We start from the raw sequence: 13,008 nt of genomic DNA, 5'->3' as shown, positions 1-13,008 counted from the left end.
GACAATGGAAGGCCGATCCGGGGCCATACCAGCATGAAGTATTGGATTTTCGCGTTGTTTCTCTGGTGCGGCGCTGCCGCCGCAGCGCCGCCACTGCTGACTTCGGATGGACTGGAGCCACTGCTTTCCAATCCGCGGATGCGCATTGTCGATATCCGCGATGCACAGAGCTTTGCGGGTGGGCATATCGAGGGTGCGCAGAATGCCCCCTACAACGAATGGCTGGGCCCGCCTGAAAATTTTGGCATCCTGCCGCCCGCGCAGGCCATGGTGGCGCTGGTGCAGCGCCTGGGTCTGACGCCGGACAACCCTGTGGCCGTGATCTCCGCAGGCAGCGACGGAACGGATTTTGGCGCCGCCGCGCGGGTGTACTGGATGCTCAAGTCACTCGGTGTGAAAGAGCTCTTCATTCTCGATGGCGGCATGCAGTCCTGGGATTTCGATGGCAAGGAGACCACCAAATCCGTGGCGGCGCAGGCAAGGACCGACTGGCAGCCCCGCTTCAGCGACCGGTGGACCGCGACGCGCGAGCAGGTGCTGGAGCATGTCAGGAAGCACGATGCGGTGCTGCTGGATGTGCGCCCCGAGAACTTTTACGAAGGCCGGTTCAAGGCGCCGATGGCGCTTATGGCGGGCACGATTGCGGGGGCGGTGCAGCAGGATTTCACCCGCTGGGTGCAAAACGGTTCGGCCAACGCGGTATCGACAGACGCCGCGCGCGCGCTTGCCAGCGAGATCAAACGCCCCGAGGGACAGGATCTGGTGCTGTTCTGCAATACCGGCGTGTGGTCGGCGCTCGTCTGGTTCGAGATGCACGAGGTGCTGGGCATCAAGGACGTGAAAATCTACCCGGGCTCCATGGTCGATTGGGTGCAGGCACCCGAGCCGCTGCCCATGCTCAACGCCCCCAGCCGCCGCACGCAGATCGCGCAGGCATTTGAGCGGGCCTGGAAGAATCTCAAGCAATGAAACGCCTTCCGCTCGTCGCCATGATGGCGGCTTTCTTTGCCTGGATGCTCTGGGCGGTTTCCATGCGCCAGGCGCTGCTGTTCCTCGTCGGCATAGGCTTGGGCGTGGCGCTGGCCGGCCAGCGCTTTGGTTTTACCACCGCGTGGCGCATCCTCGTGGAGGACAAGAACCCGAGCGGTGTCATCGGGCAGCTCATCGCGTTCGGTCTCGCGGCTATTCTTTGCATGCCGCTGCTGGGGTATTACCCGGAGCTGACGGCGGCGCTCGGCCCCCCGAGTGTGAGTTTGCTCGTGGGCGCCTTCGTCTTCGGTCTGTGCATGCAGGTGGCCGATGGCTGCGGCAGCGGCGTGTTCTACAAGGCGGGCCTGGGCATACCGCTCAATACCGCCATCCTGCCGCTGTTCTGCATCGGGAGTTTCCTGGGGAGCTGGCATCTGGGCTGGTGGCTCGATTTGGGGCACACCGATCCTGTGGGCTTCGTCACCGAATGGGGCTGGCAGAAGGCGCTGGCGGGCACGCTGGCGGCCCTGGCCCTGATTGGCGCGGGTGTAGCCTGGTACACGCGGTTCTGGCACCGATCGCGTGGGGCGGTGGCGCCAAGGCTGTTCACGCGCAAGTGGGTCGTGGGTGCCATCCTGATTGCGGTGTTTGCCGCCCTGGCCCTGTTCGTCTCGGGCAACCCCTGGGGCATCATCTACGGCCCGGGGCTGTGGGTCGCGAAGATCGCCGATTCTGCGGGCGTGATCGATCCTGCCCACAACTGGTTCTGGAGCCTGCCCGACAACGCGGCCATCCTGCAACAGACGGTGCTGCTGGACGTGACCACGGTCACCAACATCGGCCTCCTTGCCGGTGCGCTGTGGGTGGGTGCCGGCAAACCCGCGTCGCACAAGGCCATGACGGGCAAGCAATGGGCCGTGGCACTGTGTGCCGGGCTTTTGCTGGGCTACAGCTCGCGCCTGGCGTTTGGCTGCAATATCGGCGCGATGTTCTCCGGCATTTCCACCGGTTCGATTCACGGCTGGATCTGGGCGCCAATGGCCTTTGCGGGCACCGTTTTCGGCCTGCGCATCCGCCGGCGGCTGGGCTACTGAGTGGGGGCTAAGCAATGAAACCCGCGATGCTGCGCACCATTTTCTGGGTGCTTTTTTCGACTTTCATTGTCTGGGATTACAAGGTATCACCGACGGTGGATTTGCGCTGGGAGCTTGCGCCCATTGCCGCCGGATCGGGCCAGGCGACCAAGGGCGGACATTGCTCCATGCCTGAATAGCCGTCACGGCGGAGTTCGTCCAGCATTGCGCGCGAGGGGCGCCGCCGCACCTCTCGCGCGGGCGCCATCAGGCGTAATGCACCACCGAACGTATCGACCTGCCCTCGTGCATGAGGTCAAACGCCTGGTTGATGTCGGCAAGGCCCATGGTGTGGGTCACGAAAGGCGCGAGCTGGATGCGCCCGGCCATCGCGTCCTGCACCATGCCGGGCAGCTCGCTGCGCCCCTTCACGCCGCCAAAGGCCGTGCCCAGCCACTTGCGCCCTGTGACGAGCTGGAACGGACGGGTGGAAATCTCCTGCCCGCTGCCTGCCACGCCGATGATCACGCTCTGGCCCCAGCCGCGGTGCGCGCATTCCAGCGCCGCGCGCATGACGTTGACGTTGCCTATGCACTCGAAGCTGTGGTCCACGCCCCAGCCGGTCATCTCCACGATCACCTGCTGGATGGGCTTGTCGTGATCCTTGGGGTTGACGCAGTCGGTGGCGCCGAAGGTGCGCGCCAGATCGAACTTGGAGGGGTTGGTGTCGATCGCGATGATGCGCCCGGCCCTGGCCAGCTTGGCCCCCTGCAGCACGGCAAGGCCGATGCCGCCCAGGCCAAACACCGCCACGCTGTCGCCCTCCTGTACCTTGGCGGTGTTCTTCACCGCACCCAGACCGGTGGTCACGCCGCAGCCCAGCAGGCAGACCTGTTCGGGGTTGGCCTGGGGGTCTACCTTGGCCAGCGACACCTCGGCCACCACGGTGTATTCGGAGAACGTCGAGCAGCCCATGTAGTGGTAGATGGGCTGGCCGTTGTAGGAGAAGCGCGTCGTGCCGTCGGGCATGATGCCCTTGCCCTGCGTGGCGCGCACGGCGGTGCACAGGTTGGTCTTGCCGCTCTTGCAGAACAGGCACTCGCCACATTCGGCGGTGTAGAGCGGAATCACATGGTCGCCGGGCTTGACGCTGCTCACGCCCTCGCCGCATTCGACGACGATGCCTGCTCCTTCATGGCCGAGCACGGCGGGGAAAACGCCCTCGGGGTCATCGCCCGAGAGCGTGAAGGCGTCGGTATGGCACACGCCGGTATGGGTGATCTTGATGAGCACCTCGCCCTTCTTGGGCGGGGCGACGTCGATCTCGACGATTTGCAGGGGCTCTCCGGCTTTGAAGGCTACGGCGGCGCGGGATTTCATGGGCGTCCTTTGGTGGATGGAGTGGGTGGATATTCAGCGGCTGGCTGCGTAGGCGTGACCGTCGGTGCCGGGTTTGCCATTGGCAGCCTGAGCCAGGTGCCCGGTCTTGACCAGAATGGTGCAGCCTTGCGCGCTGAAAGGGCGGTGCTCGCTCAGATGCGGGTTGCGCAGCCAGGTGCCTTGAGGATAACAGCCATGCTCGTCCTCGAAGACACCGGCCAGTACCAGAATTTCCTCACCGCCCAAATGCCGATGCGATTGAAATTGCGTCCCGGGCGCCCAGCGCACCAGGGCCGTGTGGCGCGTCTCGAAAGTGGCGAGAGGCATCACGGCGAGGCCGGGGACCAGGCCGGGTTGCCATTGCGCGGTACGCGTATCGACCACCACCCGTTGCTGATCGTGCGCCAGCATCTGCCGCAGCTTCACGAAAATGGTGCAGCCAGTGACCGACCAGGGCGCATGCGACGAGCCGTGCGGATTGCGCACATAGGTGCCTGGGCCGTAGTTGCCCGCCTCGTCGCAGAACTCGCCTTCCAGCACGAAGAATTCCTCCCCCAGCTCGTGCACGTGCCGCGAGAACCGTGAGCCCGGGGCGTAGCGGACCATGGAGGTGGCTACAGCCACTTCGTCGCCGTCGCGCGCCAGCATGCGGCGCTCCACCCCGGGCAAGGGGGACGCGAGCCAGGGCAGTTCTGCCGAGTGGACAACGGCACGCCGGGAAACATCTGCATTCAGGCGCATGGCTCAAAGGCTTTCGATCATGGTCGCGATGCGGGAGAACCGCGCGCGCGGATATTCAGCGCGGGAATGTGCGGGCATCCGAAGAAGTCAAGGCATCCAGGAACGCAAGCATAGCTTCACGGTCTTGCACAGTCATCGCGAAGGGTTGGATCAATGGGTCTTGCGCCTTGTCTGACGGGATGCCTCCCGCCGCATAGAAATCCAGAACGTCTCCCAGCGTGGTCAGGGAACCGTCGTGCATGTAGGGTCCTGTCACACCGACGTTGCGCAAGGTGGGTGTTCTGAACGCGCGCAGGTCGCGGCGCTGTTTGGTGACTTCGTAGCGCCCGAGGTCGTCCTGGTCGGGAACGCCGACGCGCGCCAGTGTTTCCGGGTCCATGGTGGACTGCAGGCCCGGCACGAGGGTGTAGGTCACGCTTAGCTTATTGAGCGCTTCGGTACGCGCCTGCACCCCGGTGTTGTGGAACTGCCCGTCACTGAAGAGGGCATCCCTTTCGCCCAGCGTGTGGCAACTGGCGCAGCCATTTTTCACGAAGAGGGCAAATCCGCGCCGGGCCTGTTCCGGCATGGCGCCGGCGTCTTTGCCGTAGTGCCAGCGGTCAAACGGGCTGTTGGCCGCGATCAGGGTGCGCTCATAGGCGGCCAGCGCGCGCGCTGTGCGTTCTGGCGTGGCGCGGGTGCTGCCAAAGGCCTTTTTGTACGGTCCGCGGTATTCCTTCATCGCGTTGATCCGGCGCATGACCGTTTCGATGTCCGGGTTGGCCATTTCGTCATCTTCGAGCATGGGCTGAAGCGCCTGGTCTTCCAGCGTCTTTGCGCGTCCGTCGTGAAACATCGAGGTGGCATAAGCCACGTTCAGCAGCGAAGGCGCGCTGCGCCGCAGGCTGACCCCTTCCATGCCGACCGCGGTACGAATTTCGTTGACCGTGAAGGCCTGCTCGGGAACGTGGCACATGGCGCAGGAGAGCGTGCCATTGATGGACAGGCGGCGGTCGAAAAACAATTTCTTGCCCAGTGCCACCTGTGCGGCAGGCGGCGTGGCCAGCGGCGGCAGGCCCAGTGCTGGAACTTTCTCCGCAGCGGCTGCAAAAACAAGGACAAACGACGTGCAAAGAGTGGCCAGCAACCGGTATCTGTTCATGCCCCGGATTCCTCCATGCGCAAGGTCTGCATATCGTTCAGAAGCGCCTGGGGCGCGAGTGTGGCGATGCTGTAGATCTCGCGCACCTGCAGCCTGGCGTCCACCAGGAAGAGCTTGAGCAGGTGGTTGAGCGTACGCGTGGGCTTGCCATCGGTGCCCATTTCCACGCTCACGTCCTGACCGAAGCCATCGAGCAGCGGCAACAGGGCGGATACGGATGCGGTCGTCAAGAACTGCCAGCGAACGCGTGGGTCGGTGGCGTACGCGCCGGCGAACAGGCGCATGGTCTGCGGCGTGTCGTTCGATGGGTCGAAGCTGATGCTGACGATCTGGGCCCGTCTGGCAAGGCGCTCATCCTTGCCAAGCGAGTCGCGCAGTTGCTCCAGAGCCGCCCAGGCCTGCGGGCAGCCTTCCGGATCGCGGCAGTAGGTGTAGATGAAGGAGACGATGCTGATGCGGCCGCGCAGCAGAGCGTTGAGCTGGTGCGTGCGGGCCTGTGTATCGAGTACCGCGCCGGTGGGCGCGGTGTCGATGCGTGCCAGCTTGTAGGTGCCGGGCGCCGGCAGCGCACCGATGTCGACCGGAGCGGCACGCAAGGTCTGGTTCGATGCGTCGCTCGCGGCGCGCGCCCACAAGGGGGCCAGCGCCGCGGCACCCAGAAGCGTGCGCCGAGCCAGCATTACTGCTGCGGTGCCTGGGCGACCGATAGATTGCCCAGGTCCGCCAGCGTCTTGCCGGCTGGGCGGGCACTGAACTTCATGTGGTGCGCGCGGCCGAGCTTGAGCGCGGCAAAATCCACTTCGAATTTTTCGGTGAGCTTCTGCCCGTCCCAGTCAAAGGCGCGCAGCACCTGTTCGTTGTCCTTGCCCTTCTTGTCCCAGTTGGCCAGCAGCGAGGAGGTGAGGTACACGCGCTTGCCGTCCCAGCTTTGCGAGACCATGTTGACCTGCGGGCCCGTCGTGATGGAGTAGGTTTCCTTGGGGTGCTCCGGATCGGTCATGTCGAAGTAGCGTGTCTTGCCATCCAGGAAGGTGTTGACCCACAGGCCTTTGCCATCGGCGGTGATGCTGATGTCCACGGGCAGCGGTACCTTGGACGGGTCGCCGATGTCGGCAACGTCCTTGGCGACCCATTGACCGCTGGCGTCCTGCTTGATGAGCCAGATCTTGGAGGTGAGCGCGGTGGCGGTCACGGCCCAGTGGTCGTTGGGGTTGAGCGACCAGCGGATTTCCAGCGGCGCACCGGGTACGCTGAGTACCTGGGTGGGCTTCATGGATTTCACGTCCCATACGGCCATGGTGTTGCCGAACTGCTTCATGGCATCCGGGTCCTTGACCATCTTGCCCAAGTCCATCATGTAGTTGTTCCAGCCGGTGAAGCTGGAGGTGAGCATGACGTTTTTCCCAGGGTCGATGGCGATGTCGTAACCGTAGCCATCGCCCTTCACGCCGCCGATTTCGGTCGTGGGCATGGGGTAGCTGTCCACGATGTCGCCCTTGTTGTTGAACATCACCAGACCGGTCTGACCACCGTGGTCCTTGTTGTTGGACAGGGCCTGTACCAGCATGCGGCCAGGCATGGCATAGAAGGTGTGCGGGCCGACGAAGCCGGTCTTGGATTCGATGTTGGCGATGGTCTTGATCAGCTTGGGCTTGGCCGGGTTGATCAGGTCGAAGACAAAGATCTTGTTGTCATCGAGCCGTCCGCCCCACAGGTAGCGCCTGTCATCGGAGAAGCCCATGTGGTGCGCTTCGCCGCGGCCCGGCAGGGAGATTTTGTCGATGACCTTGCCGTAATGCTTCGATTTGGGATTCGCGTCTATGGTGACGAGTTTGTCGTTGCCATCGCCCATGCCCTTGATGCCCAGGGTCCAGACGTGGACGAAGTCTTCCTGCCCCTTGATCAGGTTGGCGGTGTAGGGGGAGTTGCAGGTCTCGTCGGCCGATGCGCTCGTGACGGCTGCAGCGCCCAGGGTTGCCAGGCCCGCGATGACCAGAGCGTGGACCAATGTGTGAACTCGGGGAAACGTCATGAAAGGTCTCCTGAAATGGTGGCGAGCGACATAGCATCACCTGCGCCTGATATTGAAGGCAGTTTTTTTCCTGGGCAACTAGGGTTTATACGTAATTGCTTATGCTATATGCCAGCAAGACAGTGGTGGCACGCAGGCGTGCTGGATCACAATCGGAAGCGAGCAGGTTTCAGGGCATTTCATGGACATCAACATTCCCGGAGCGGTCAACGCATCGCGCTCACGGATTGAGCCGCTGGCGGCAGTGCAGGCGCTGCGCATGTGCTCCGATGGGGCGGCAGAGCCGGCACACCGCGAGGCATGGGTGGCCAGCGAGGTGCCGGTTGCCTTGGTCTTCAACGACATCTCGCATGCGGTGATGATGGCGACGCCGCAGGATCTGGAAGATTTCGCGCTTGGTTTTGCGCTCAGCGAAGGCATCATCGATCAGCCCGGCGAATGCCGCGGCATCGAGGTGCGGCACCACGGCGCGGGAACGCCTGAGGCCGCGTGCGTGGCGGAGATCGACATTGCGCCGCGGCACTTCGAGCGCCTCAAGCAGCGGCGCAGGACACTGGCCGGCCGCACCGGCTGCGGACTGTGCGGCGTGGAAAGCCTGCAGGCGCTGGATCTGCGCGCCGTGCCCATGCCCGCGCCGGCGTGGCGTGGGGGTTTGGGTGTGGCAGAGGTGTTGCGGCCGTTTGGCGTGCTGCGCGAGCGCCAGCGGCTCAATGCCGATGCGGGTGCGCTGCATGCCGCCGGCTGGGCAACGCCCGATGGGCAGCTGCAGGACGTGCTGGAGGATGTGGGTCGCCACAACGCGCTGGACAAGCTGCTCGGGCGGCTTGCGCGCACGGGGCGCCTGCAGGAACCCGGCTTTGTGGTGATGACCAGCCGCACCAGCTATGAGCTGGTGCGCAAATGCGCGCGCCTGAATATAGCGCTGCTGGCGACGGTGTCCGCGCCGACCGCCCTGGCGCTGCAACTGGCGCGCGAGGCCGGGATGCACCTGTGGGCGCAGTGCCGCCCGCCGTACGCGCTACGCTATGCGTAGCTGTGTCGGCAGCCGGTTCAGGCCTGCGGGGCAAGCAGGGTCTTGAGCTCGCCCGATTCGTACATTTCCATCATGATGTCGGCGCCGCCGACGAGCTCGCCCTTGACGTAGAGCTGCGGGATCGTCGGCCAGTTGCTGTATTCCTTCACGCCCTGGCGGATTTCCTCGTCCTCCAGTACGTTCACGGTCTTGAGGGATTCCAGATCCACGCCCAAGGCCTTGAGAATTTGCACCGCGCGGCCGGAAAAGCCGCACATCGGGTACTGCGCATCGCCCTTCATGAAAAGCAGGATGTCGTTGTTCTTGACCAGTTGGTCTATGCGTTGCTGGACGTCGCTCATGAGATACCCTGAAACAGAAAGGCGTGAAGATGGCGGATTATTTCATCTTCTTCATGTCCCTGTGCCTTGCGGCGTATTCGGCAGCCCGGCTCCGTTGGAACCGGGCATTGGAATGCGGCTTTGCAGTTCAGGAAAAATAGTAGGCGCAGACCTTGTTGCCTGACGGGTCGCGCAGGTAACCGGCATAGGCGCCCGGCAGGTGCGTGCGGGCACCGGCCGCGCCTTCGTCGGCACCGCCGGCTTTCAGTCCGGCGGCGTGGAAGGCATCGACTTCTGCCGTGCTTTTGGCGGCGAAGCCGATCGTCACGCCATTGCTGCTGGCCGGGCCGCCGGCTGACGGGCGCAGGACGAGCAAAGCCGGTTTGTCACGGCCATAGAGAAAGCAGTTGTCGCCAAAAGGCCCAAGATTCTTGATGCCCAGCGTTGCCAGCACTGCGTCGTAAAAAATGGTGGATTTCTGCAGGTCGTTTGCCCCGACCGTGGTGTGCGAAAAAACGCCATCTCCGGATATGACTGGTGCGCCCATCGTGCGTGCTCCTTGAATTTGCGTTGAAAGGATCCCTGAATCGTTGGCGGCAGCCATTTCCGCCGCTTCTTGATTCGGGCCAGGCATTCTTGCATGGAACGTCAGAATCTTTTCAGAGCGCCGGGGATTCCATCCAGCAGCCTCCGCTGCACCTCGCGTGGCCGGCGAGGTCCGATCGGCTTTGCACCTGCGTGAAGCCGGCCGCCTGCAACAGCTGGCAGACGGCAGAGGCCTGCTCATGGCCGTGTTCCAGCAACAGCCAGCCGCCCGGGCGCAGATGCACCGGAGCCTGCGCGATGATGGCGCGGATGGCGTTCAGCCCATCGGCGCCGCTGGCAAGCGCCATGCGGGGCTCGTGCCGCAGCGCGGCCAGGTGCGGGTCATCCTCGGCGATGTAGGGTGGGTTGCCGGCGATGAGGTCGAAGCGCCCATGATCGCCGGCAAGCCAGTTGCCTTGGCGCACGGTGATGGGCAGGTTCAATCGCCGGGCGTTGTGCCGCGCCACTTCCAAGGCCTGTGGGCTGGCGTCGATGGCGGTGACGCTGGCGTCCGGGCGCTGCGCCTTGAGGGCCAGGGCGATGGCGCCGCTGCCGGTACCCAGATCCACGATGAGCGGTGCTGTCTGTGCTTGCAGCACTTCCAGCGCCCAGTCCACCAGCGTTTCGGTATCCGGGCGCGGGTCGAGCACCTGTTCGTTGACGCACAGGTCCAGTCCGTAGAAGGCCTTGTGGCCGATGAGGTAGGCGACGGGCTCTCCGGACAGCCGCCGGCGGCACAGGTGTTCGAAGGATGTCCATGCCGCGGATGCCAGAGGCTCGCCGTCGTGTGCCAGCAGCCAGGCGCGGTCGTGCGGGCCGCGGCCCAGCGTGTGCAGCAGCAGCATCTGCGCTTCCAGGCGCGGCAGGCGCAGTTGCTGGGCCCAGGCGAGGGCGGCGTCCAGCCGCCGCGGGGGGATGGCCTCAGGCATGGGCGGTTTCAAGCTCTGCCAGCAATTCAGCCTCGTGGGCGTGCTGCAGCGCGTCCAGCACCTCGCCCAGGTCGCCATCCATCACCATCTGCAGCTTGTAGAGCGTGAGGTTGATGCGGTGGTCCGTCAGGCGCCCCTGCGGGAAGTTGTAGGTGCGGATGCGGTCGGAGCGGTCGCCGCTGCCGATCAGGCCCTTGCGCAGGGCCGCCTCTTTTGCGGCGCGCTCGCTGCGCTCTTTTTCCTGCAGCCGCGCCTGCAGCACGCGCAGCGCCTGGGCCTTGTTGGCGTGCTGGCTGCGCCCGTCCTGGCATTCGGCGACGATGCCGGTGGGCAGATGCACCACGCGCACGGCGGAATCGGTCTTGTTGATGTGCTGGCCACCGGCGCCGCTGGCGCGGAAGGTGTCTATGCGCAGCTCGGCCGGGTTGAGCGTGATGGCCTCGTGCTCGTCGGGCTCTGGCATCACGGCGACGGTGCAGGCGCTGGTGTGGATGCGCCCTTGCGTCTCGGTCACCGGCACGCGCTGCACGCGGTGGCCACCGGATTCAAAGCGCAGGCGGCCGAAGGCATTCTCACCGTCGATGCGCAGCACCACTTCCTTGTAGCCGCCCAGCTCGCTCTCGTGTTCGCTCATCACCTCCACGCGCCAGCCGGCAGTGGCGGCGTAGCGGGTGTACATGCGCGCCAGATCGGCGGCGAACAGCGCGGATTCATCACCACCGGTGCCGGCGCGGATTTCGAGGAAGGCATGGCGTGCGTCATCCGGATCCCTGGGCAGCAGCAGGCGCTGCAGCTCGTCATCCAGCCGGCTGATTTCTTCGGCGGCGCCGTCGATTTCCTCCTGGGCCAGCTCCGCCATGTCGGGGTCTTGCAGCAATGCCCGCGCGGCTTCAAGATCGGCTTCGCGCTGCTGGTAGCGTGTCCAGCGGCTGGCGACGGCGGTGACCTCGGCATGCTCGCGCGAGAGCACTCGGTACTGCGCCATGTCGCCCATGATGTCCTCGCGCGAGAGCAGGAAATCGAGTTCATTCAAACGCTCTGCATGGCGCTGCAGTTGCTGGCGGAGAAAGGGTTTCATGCGGGAAATGAAGGATTCGCTACCAATACAGTAGCTTTCAGCGCTTGTGCATCAAGCGCTGGAGGCGAATTTGGCTTTAAGCCGCTAACGCTCGCGATGGCCGCGGGCGGAACGCAGGAACAGGCGCGAGACGGTATCGGCGGCCTGCGTGCGCGCGTCAAGGTCGCCCGCGTGCAGCTCGGCCATGGCGCCGTGCAGCATCTTCTGCGTGAGGCCGCGCGAGAGGGCTTCGAGCACGCTGTCGATGTCCTGCCCCTTGGCCAGCAGCTTTTTCGCGCGGGCGATTTCCTGCGCGCGCCAGTCGTCGGCCTGGCTGTTGAGCTGCTGAATCAGCGGCACCACGCCGCCCGCCGGATCGCGCTGGTCCATCCAGTGCATGAAGTTCTGCACGCCGACGTCGATGATCGCCTCGGCCTGCTGCACGGCGGCTTCGCGCTGGGCCTGACCGGTCTGCACCACGGTGGCGAGGTCATCGACGGTGTAGAGGTAGACGTCGGCCAGCTGCTTGACTTCGGGCTCGATGTCGCGCGGCACGGCCAGATCGACCATGAAGATGGGGCGGTGGCGGCGCTTTTTCAGCGCGCGCTCCACCGCACCCAGGCCGATGATGGGCAGGGTGCTGGCGGTGCAGCTGATGACGGCGTCGAATTCGTGCAGGTGCTCGGGCAGCTCCGCCAGGCGCATCACGCTGGCGTCAAAGCGCGTGGCGAGCTTTTCGCCGCGTTCCAGCGTGCGGTTGGCGATCACCATCTGGCGCGGGCTGCGGGCCGCAAAGTGGGTGGCGCAGAGCTCGATCATCTCGCCCGCGCCGACGAAAAGCACGCGGATCTGGCCCAGGTCTTCGAACAGCTGCCCCGCCAGGCGCACGGCGGCGGCGGCCATGCTGATGCTGTGCGCGCCGATGTCGGTGCTGGTGCGCACCTCCTTGGCCACGGCAAAGCTGCGCTGAAAGAGCTGGTTGAGCGTGCTGCCCAGCGCGCCCGCGCCTTCGGCCGCGCGCACCGCGGTTTTCATCTGGCCGAGGATCTGCGCCTCGCCCAGCACCATGGAATCGAGCCCGCTGGCGACGCGAAAGGCGTGGCGCGCCGCCCCGTCGCCCTGCAGCAGGTAGGCGTGCGGGCGCAGCTGCTGGGCGCTGATGCCGCCGCTTTGCGCCAGCCACTGCAGGGTGTGGTCCAGCGCCGCATGCTCGGCGGCGCAGTAGACCTCGGTGCGGTTGCAGGTGGAGAGGATGGCCGATTCCACGCCACTGTGCTGGGTGCCCGCGCTGCCGAACGACTGGCGCAGCCCCTGCAGCGTGGGCGCGATCTGGTCGAGCGCGAAGGCAAAGCGGCCCCGCAGATCGAGCGGTGCGGTTTGATGGTTGATGCCCAGGGCCCAGACTGCCATGGGGAGCGATTATAAAATTTGTACCGCATTGTGTCGCCCATGAGCTTTTTGACCGCCATCAATCACCTGCTGAATTTCATCGCGCCGGCTTTGGTGCTGGCGCTGCTGCAGGTGGCTGGCAGCCAATTATTCATGCGAAAAATGGCTGTAGCGCATGGCTGGACTGTGCCAATAGCTCTGCTTTCCATAGTGGGGTGCACCGTTCTGGCGGGCGGCGTGCTGCTGTTGGGCAGGGATGGGCAGATGCTGACCTATGGCGTGCTGGTGCTTGCCACGGCCGGCGCGCACTGGCTCTGGCTGCGCGCCTGGCGCTGACCAGCGGGTAATGCCGGACATCC

Annotated in this window: 15 protein-coding genes; 5 read left to right on the top strand and 10 right to left on the bottom strand. The window is 64.9% G+C overall.

All coding sequences use genetic code 11. The features are described from left to right. The first annotated feature begins 33 nt into the window (after positions 1–33). From K320_RS0105165 to K320_RS19200, 3 genes are read left to right on the top strand one after another with little or no spacing between them, the layout of a single operon-like run. A complete protein-coding gene (locus K320_RS0105165; RefSeq protein ID WP_024537785.1) occupies positions 34–969 on the top strand; it encodes a sulfurtransferase in 936 nt (311 codons plus the stop codon). Next, positions 966–2,063, top strand: coding sequence for a YeeE/YedE family protein (locus K320_RS0105160; protein WP_024537784.1), 1,098 nt, complete (start codon positions 966–968; stop codon positions 2,061–2,063). The genes K320_RS0105165 and K320_RS0105160 overlap by 4 nt, the downstream gene beginning before the upstream one ends. A gap of 26 nt (positions 2,064–2,089) precedes the next feature. Further along, the gene (locus K320_RS19200; RefSeq protein ID WP_169730030.1) at positions 2,090–2,242 is read left to right on the top strand and encodes a hypothetical protein; all 153 of its coding nucleotides are present in this window, start codon (positions 2,090–2,092) and stop codon (positions 2,240–2,242) included. A gap of 67 nt (positions 2,243–2,309) precedes the next feature. On the opposite strand, the gene K320_RS0105150 is transcribed toward K320_RS19200, so the two are convergent. The 5 genes from K320_RS0105150 to mtoX form a co-directional block, all read right to left on the bottom strand. Further along, complete coding sequence (locus K320_RS0105150; protein WP_024537783.1) at positions 2,310–3,422, bottom strand: S-(hydroxymethyl)glutathione dehydrogenase/class III alcohol dehydrogenase; 1,113 nt, start codon at positions 3,420–3,422, stop codon at positions 2,310–2,312. A 33-nt stretch (positions 3,423–3,455) separates the two neighbouring features. Continuing rightward, entirely contained in the window at positions 3,456–4,163 is a 708-nt protein-coding gene (locus tag K320_RS0105145; RefSeq protein WP_024537782.1) for a cupin domain-containing protein, read from the bottom strand. A 55-nt stretch (positions 4,164–4,218) separates the two neighbouring features. Beyond that, complete coding sequence (locus K320_RS0105140; protein ID WP_169730033.1) at positions 4,219–5,184, bottom strand: cytochrome-c peroxidase; 966 nt, start codon at positions 5,182–5,184, stop codon at positions 4,219–4,221. Positions 5,185–5,300: 116 nt separating this feature from the next. Next, entirely contained in the window at positions 5,301–5,984 is a 684-nt protein-coding gene (locus tag K320_RS0105135) for an SCO family protein (RefSeq protein WP_024537780.1), read from the bottom strand. Continuing rightward, positions 5,984–7,336 carry a methanethiol oxidase gene (gene mtoX, locus K320_RS0105130; protein WP_024537779.1) on the bottom strand — a complete coding sequence of 451 codons (1,353 nt, stop codon included), beginning with the start codon at positions 7,334–7,336 and terminating at the stop codon, positions 5,984–5,986. The genes K320_RS0105135 and mtoX overlap by 1 nt, the downstream gene beginning before the upstream one ends. Before the next feature lie 181 nt (positions 7,337–7,517). Here mtoX and fdhD point away from each other — a divergent pair, with 181 nt between their 5' ends. Further along, positions 7,518–8,369: a formate dehydrogenase accessory sulfurtransferase FdhD gene (gene fdhD / locus K320_RS0105125; RefSeq protein ID WP_024537778.1), complete on the top strand. Its 852-nt coding sequence runs from the start codon at positions 7,518–7,520 to the stop codon at positions 8,367–8,369. Between the two features lie 17 nt (positions 8,370–8,386). Here fdhD and grxD read toward each other — a convergent pair whose 3' ends face one another. The 5 genes from grxD to hemA form a co-directional block, all read right to left on the bottom strand. After that, positions 8,387–8,710 carry a Grx4 family monothiol glutaredoxin gene (gene grxD, locus K320_RS0105120; RefSeq protein ID WP_024537777.1) on the bottom strand — a complete coding sequence of 108 codons (324 nt, stop codon included), beginning with the start codon at positions 8,708–8,710 and terminating at the stop codon, positions 8,387–8,389. Between the two features lie 127 nt (positions 8,711–8,837). After that, on the bottom strand, positions 8,838–9,293 hold the full coding sequence (locus K320_RS0105115; protein WP_245593823.1) for a VOC family protein: 456 nt from the start codon (positions 9,291–9,293) through the stop codon (positions 8,838–8,840). 55 nt (positions 9,294–9,348) lie between these two features. Next, positions 9,349–10,203, bottom strand: coding sequence for a peptide chain release factor N(5)-glutamine methyltransferase (gene prmC, locus K320_RS0105110; protein WP_024537775.1), 855 nt, complete (start codon positions 10,201–10,203; stop codon positions 9,349–9,351). Next, the gene (gene prfA, locus K320_RS0105105; protein WP_024537774.1) at positions 10,196–11,281 is read right to left on the bottom strand and encodes a peptide chain release factor 1; all 1,086 of its coding nucleotides are present in this window, start codon (positions 11,279–11,281) and stop codon (positions 10,196–10,198) included. Before prfA ends, prmC begins: the two co-directional genes overlap by 8 nt. A gap of 84 nt (positions 11,282–11,365) precedes the next feature. Then, entirely contained in the window at positions 11,366–12,670 is a 1,305-nt protein-coding gene (gene hemA / locus K320_RS0105100) for a glutamyl-tRNA reductase (protein ID WP_024537773.1), read from the bottom strand. 39 nt (positions 12,671–12,709) lie between these two features. On the opposite strand from hemA, the gene K320_RS0105095 reads away from it, so the two are divergent. Further along, positions 12,710–12,985 carry a hypothetical protein gene (locus K320_RS0105095; protein WP_024537772.1) on the top strand — a complete coding sequence of 92 codons (276 nt, stop codon included), beginning with the start codon at positions 12,710–12,712 and terminating at the stop codon, positions 12,983–12,985. Positions 12,986–13,008 lie beyond the last annotated feature (23 nt).

This window comes from Comamonas badia DSM 17552, assembly GCF_000484635.1.
Lineage (GTDB): Bacteria > Pseudomonadota > Gammaproteobacteria > Burkholderiales > Burkholderiaceae_C > Comamonas_C > Comamonas_C badia.
This window is presented reverse-complemented; position numbering and strand designations above follow the sequence as displayed.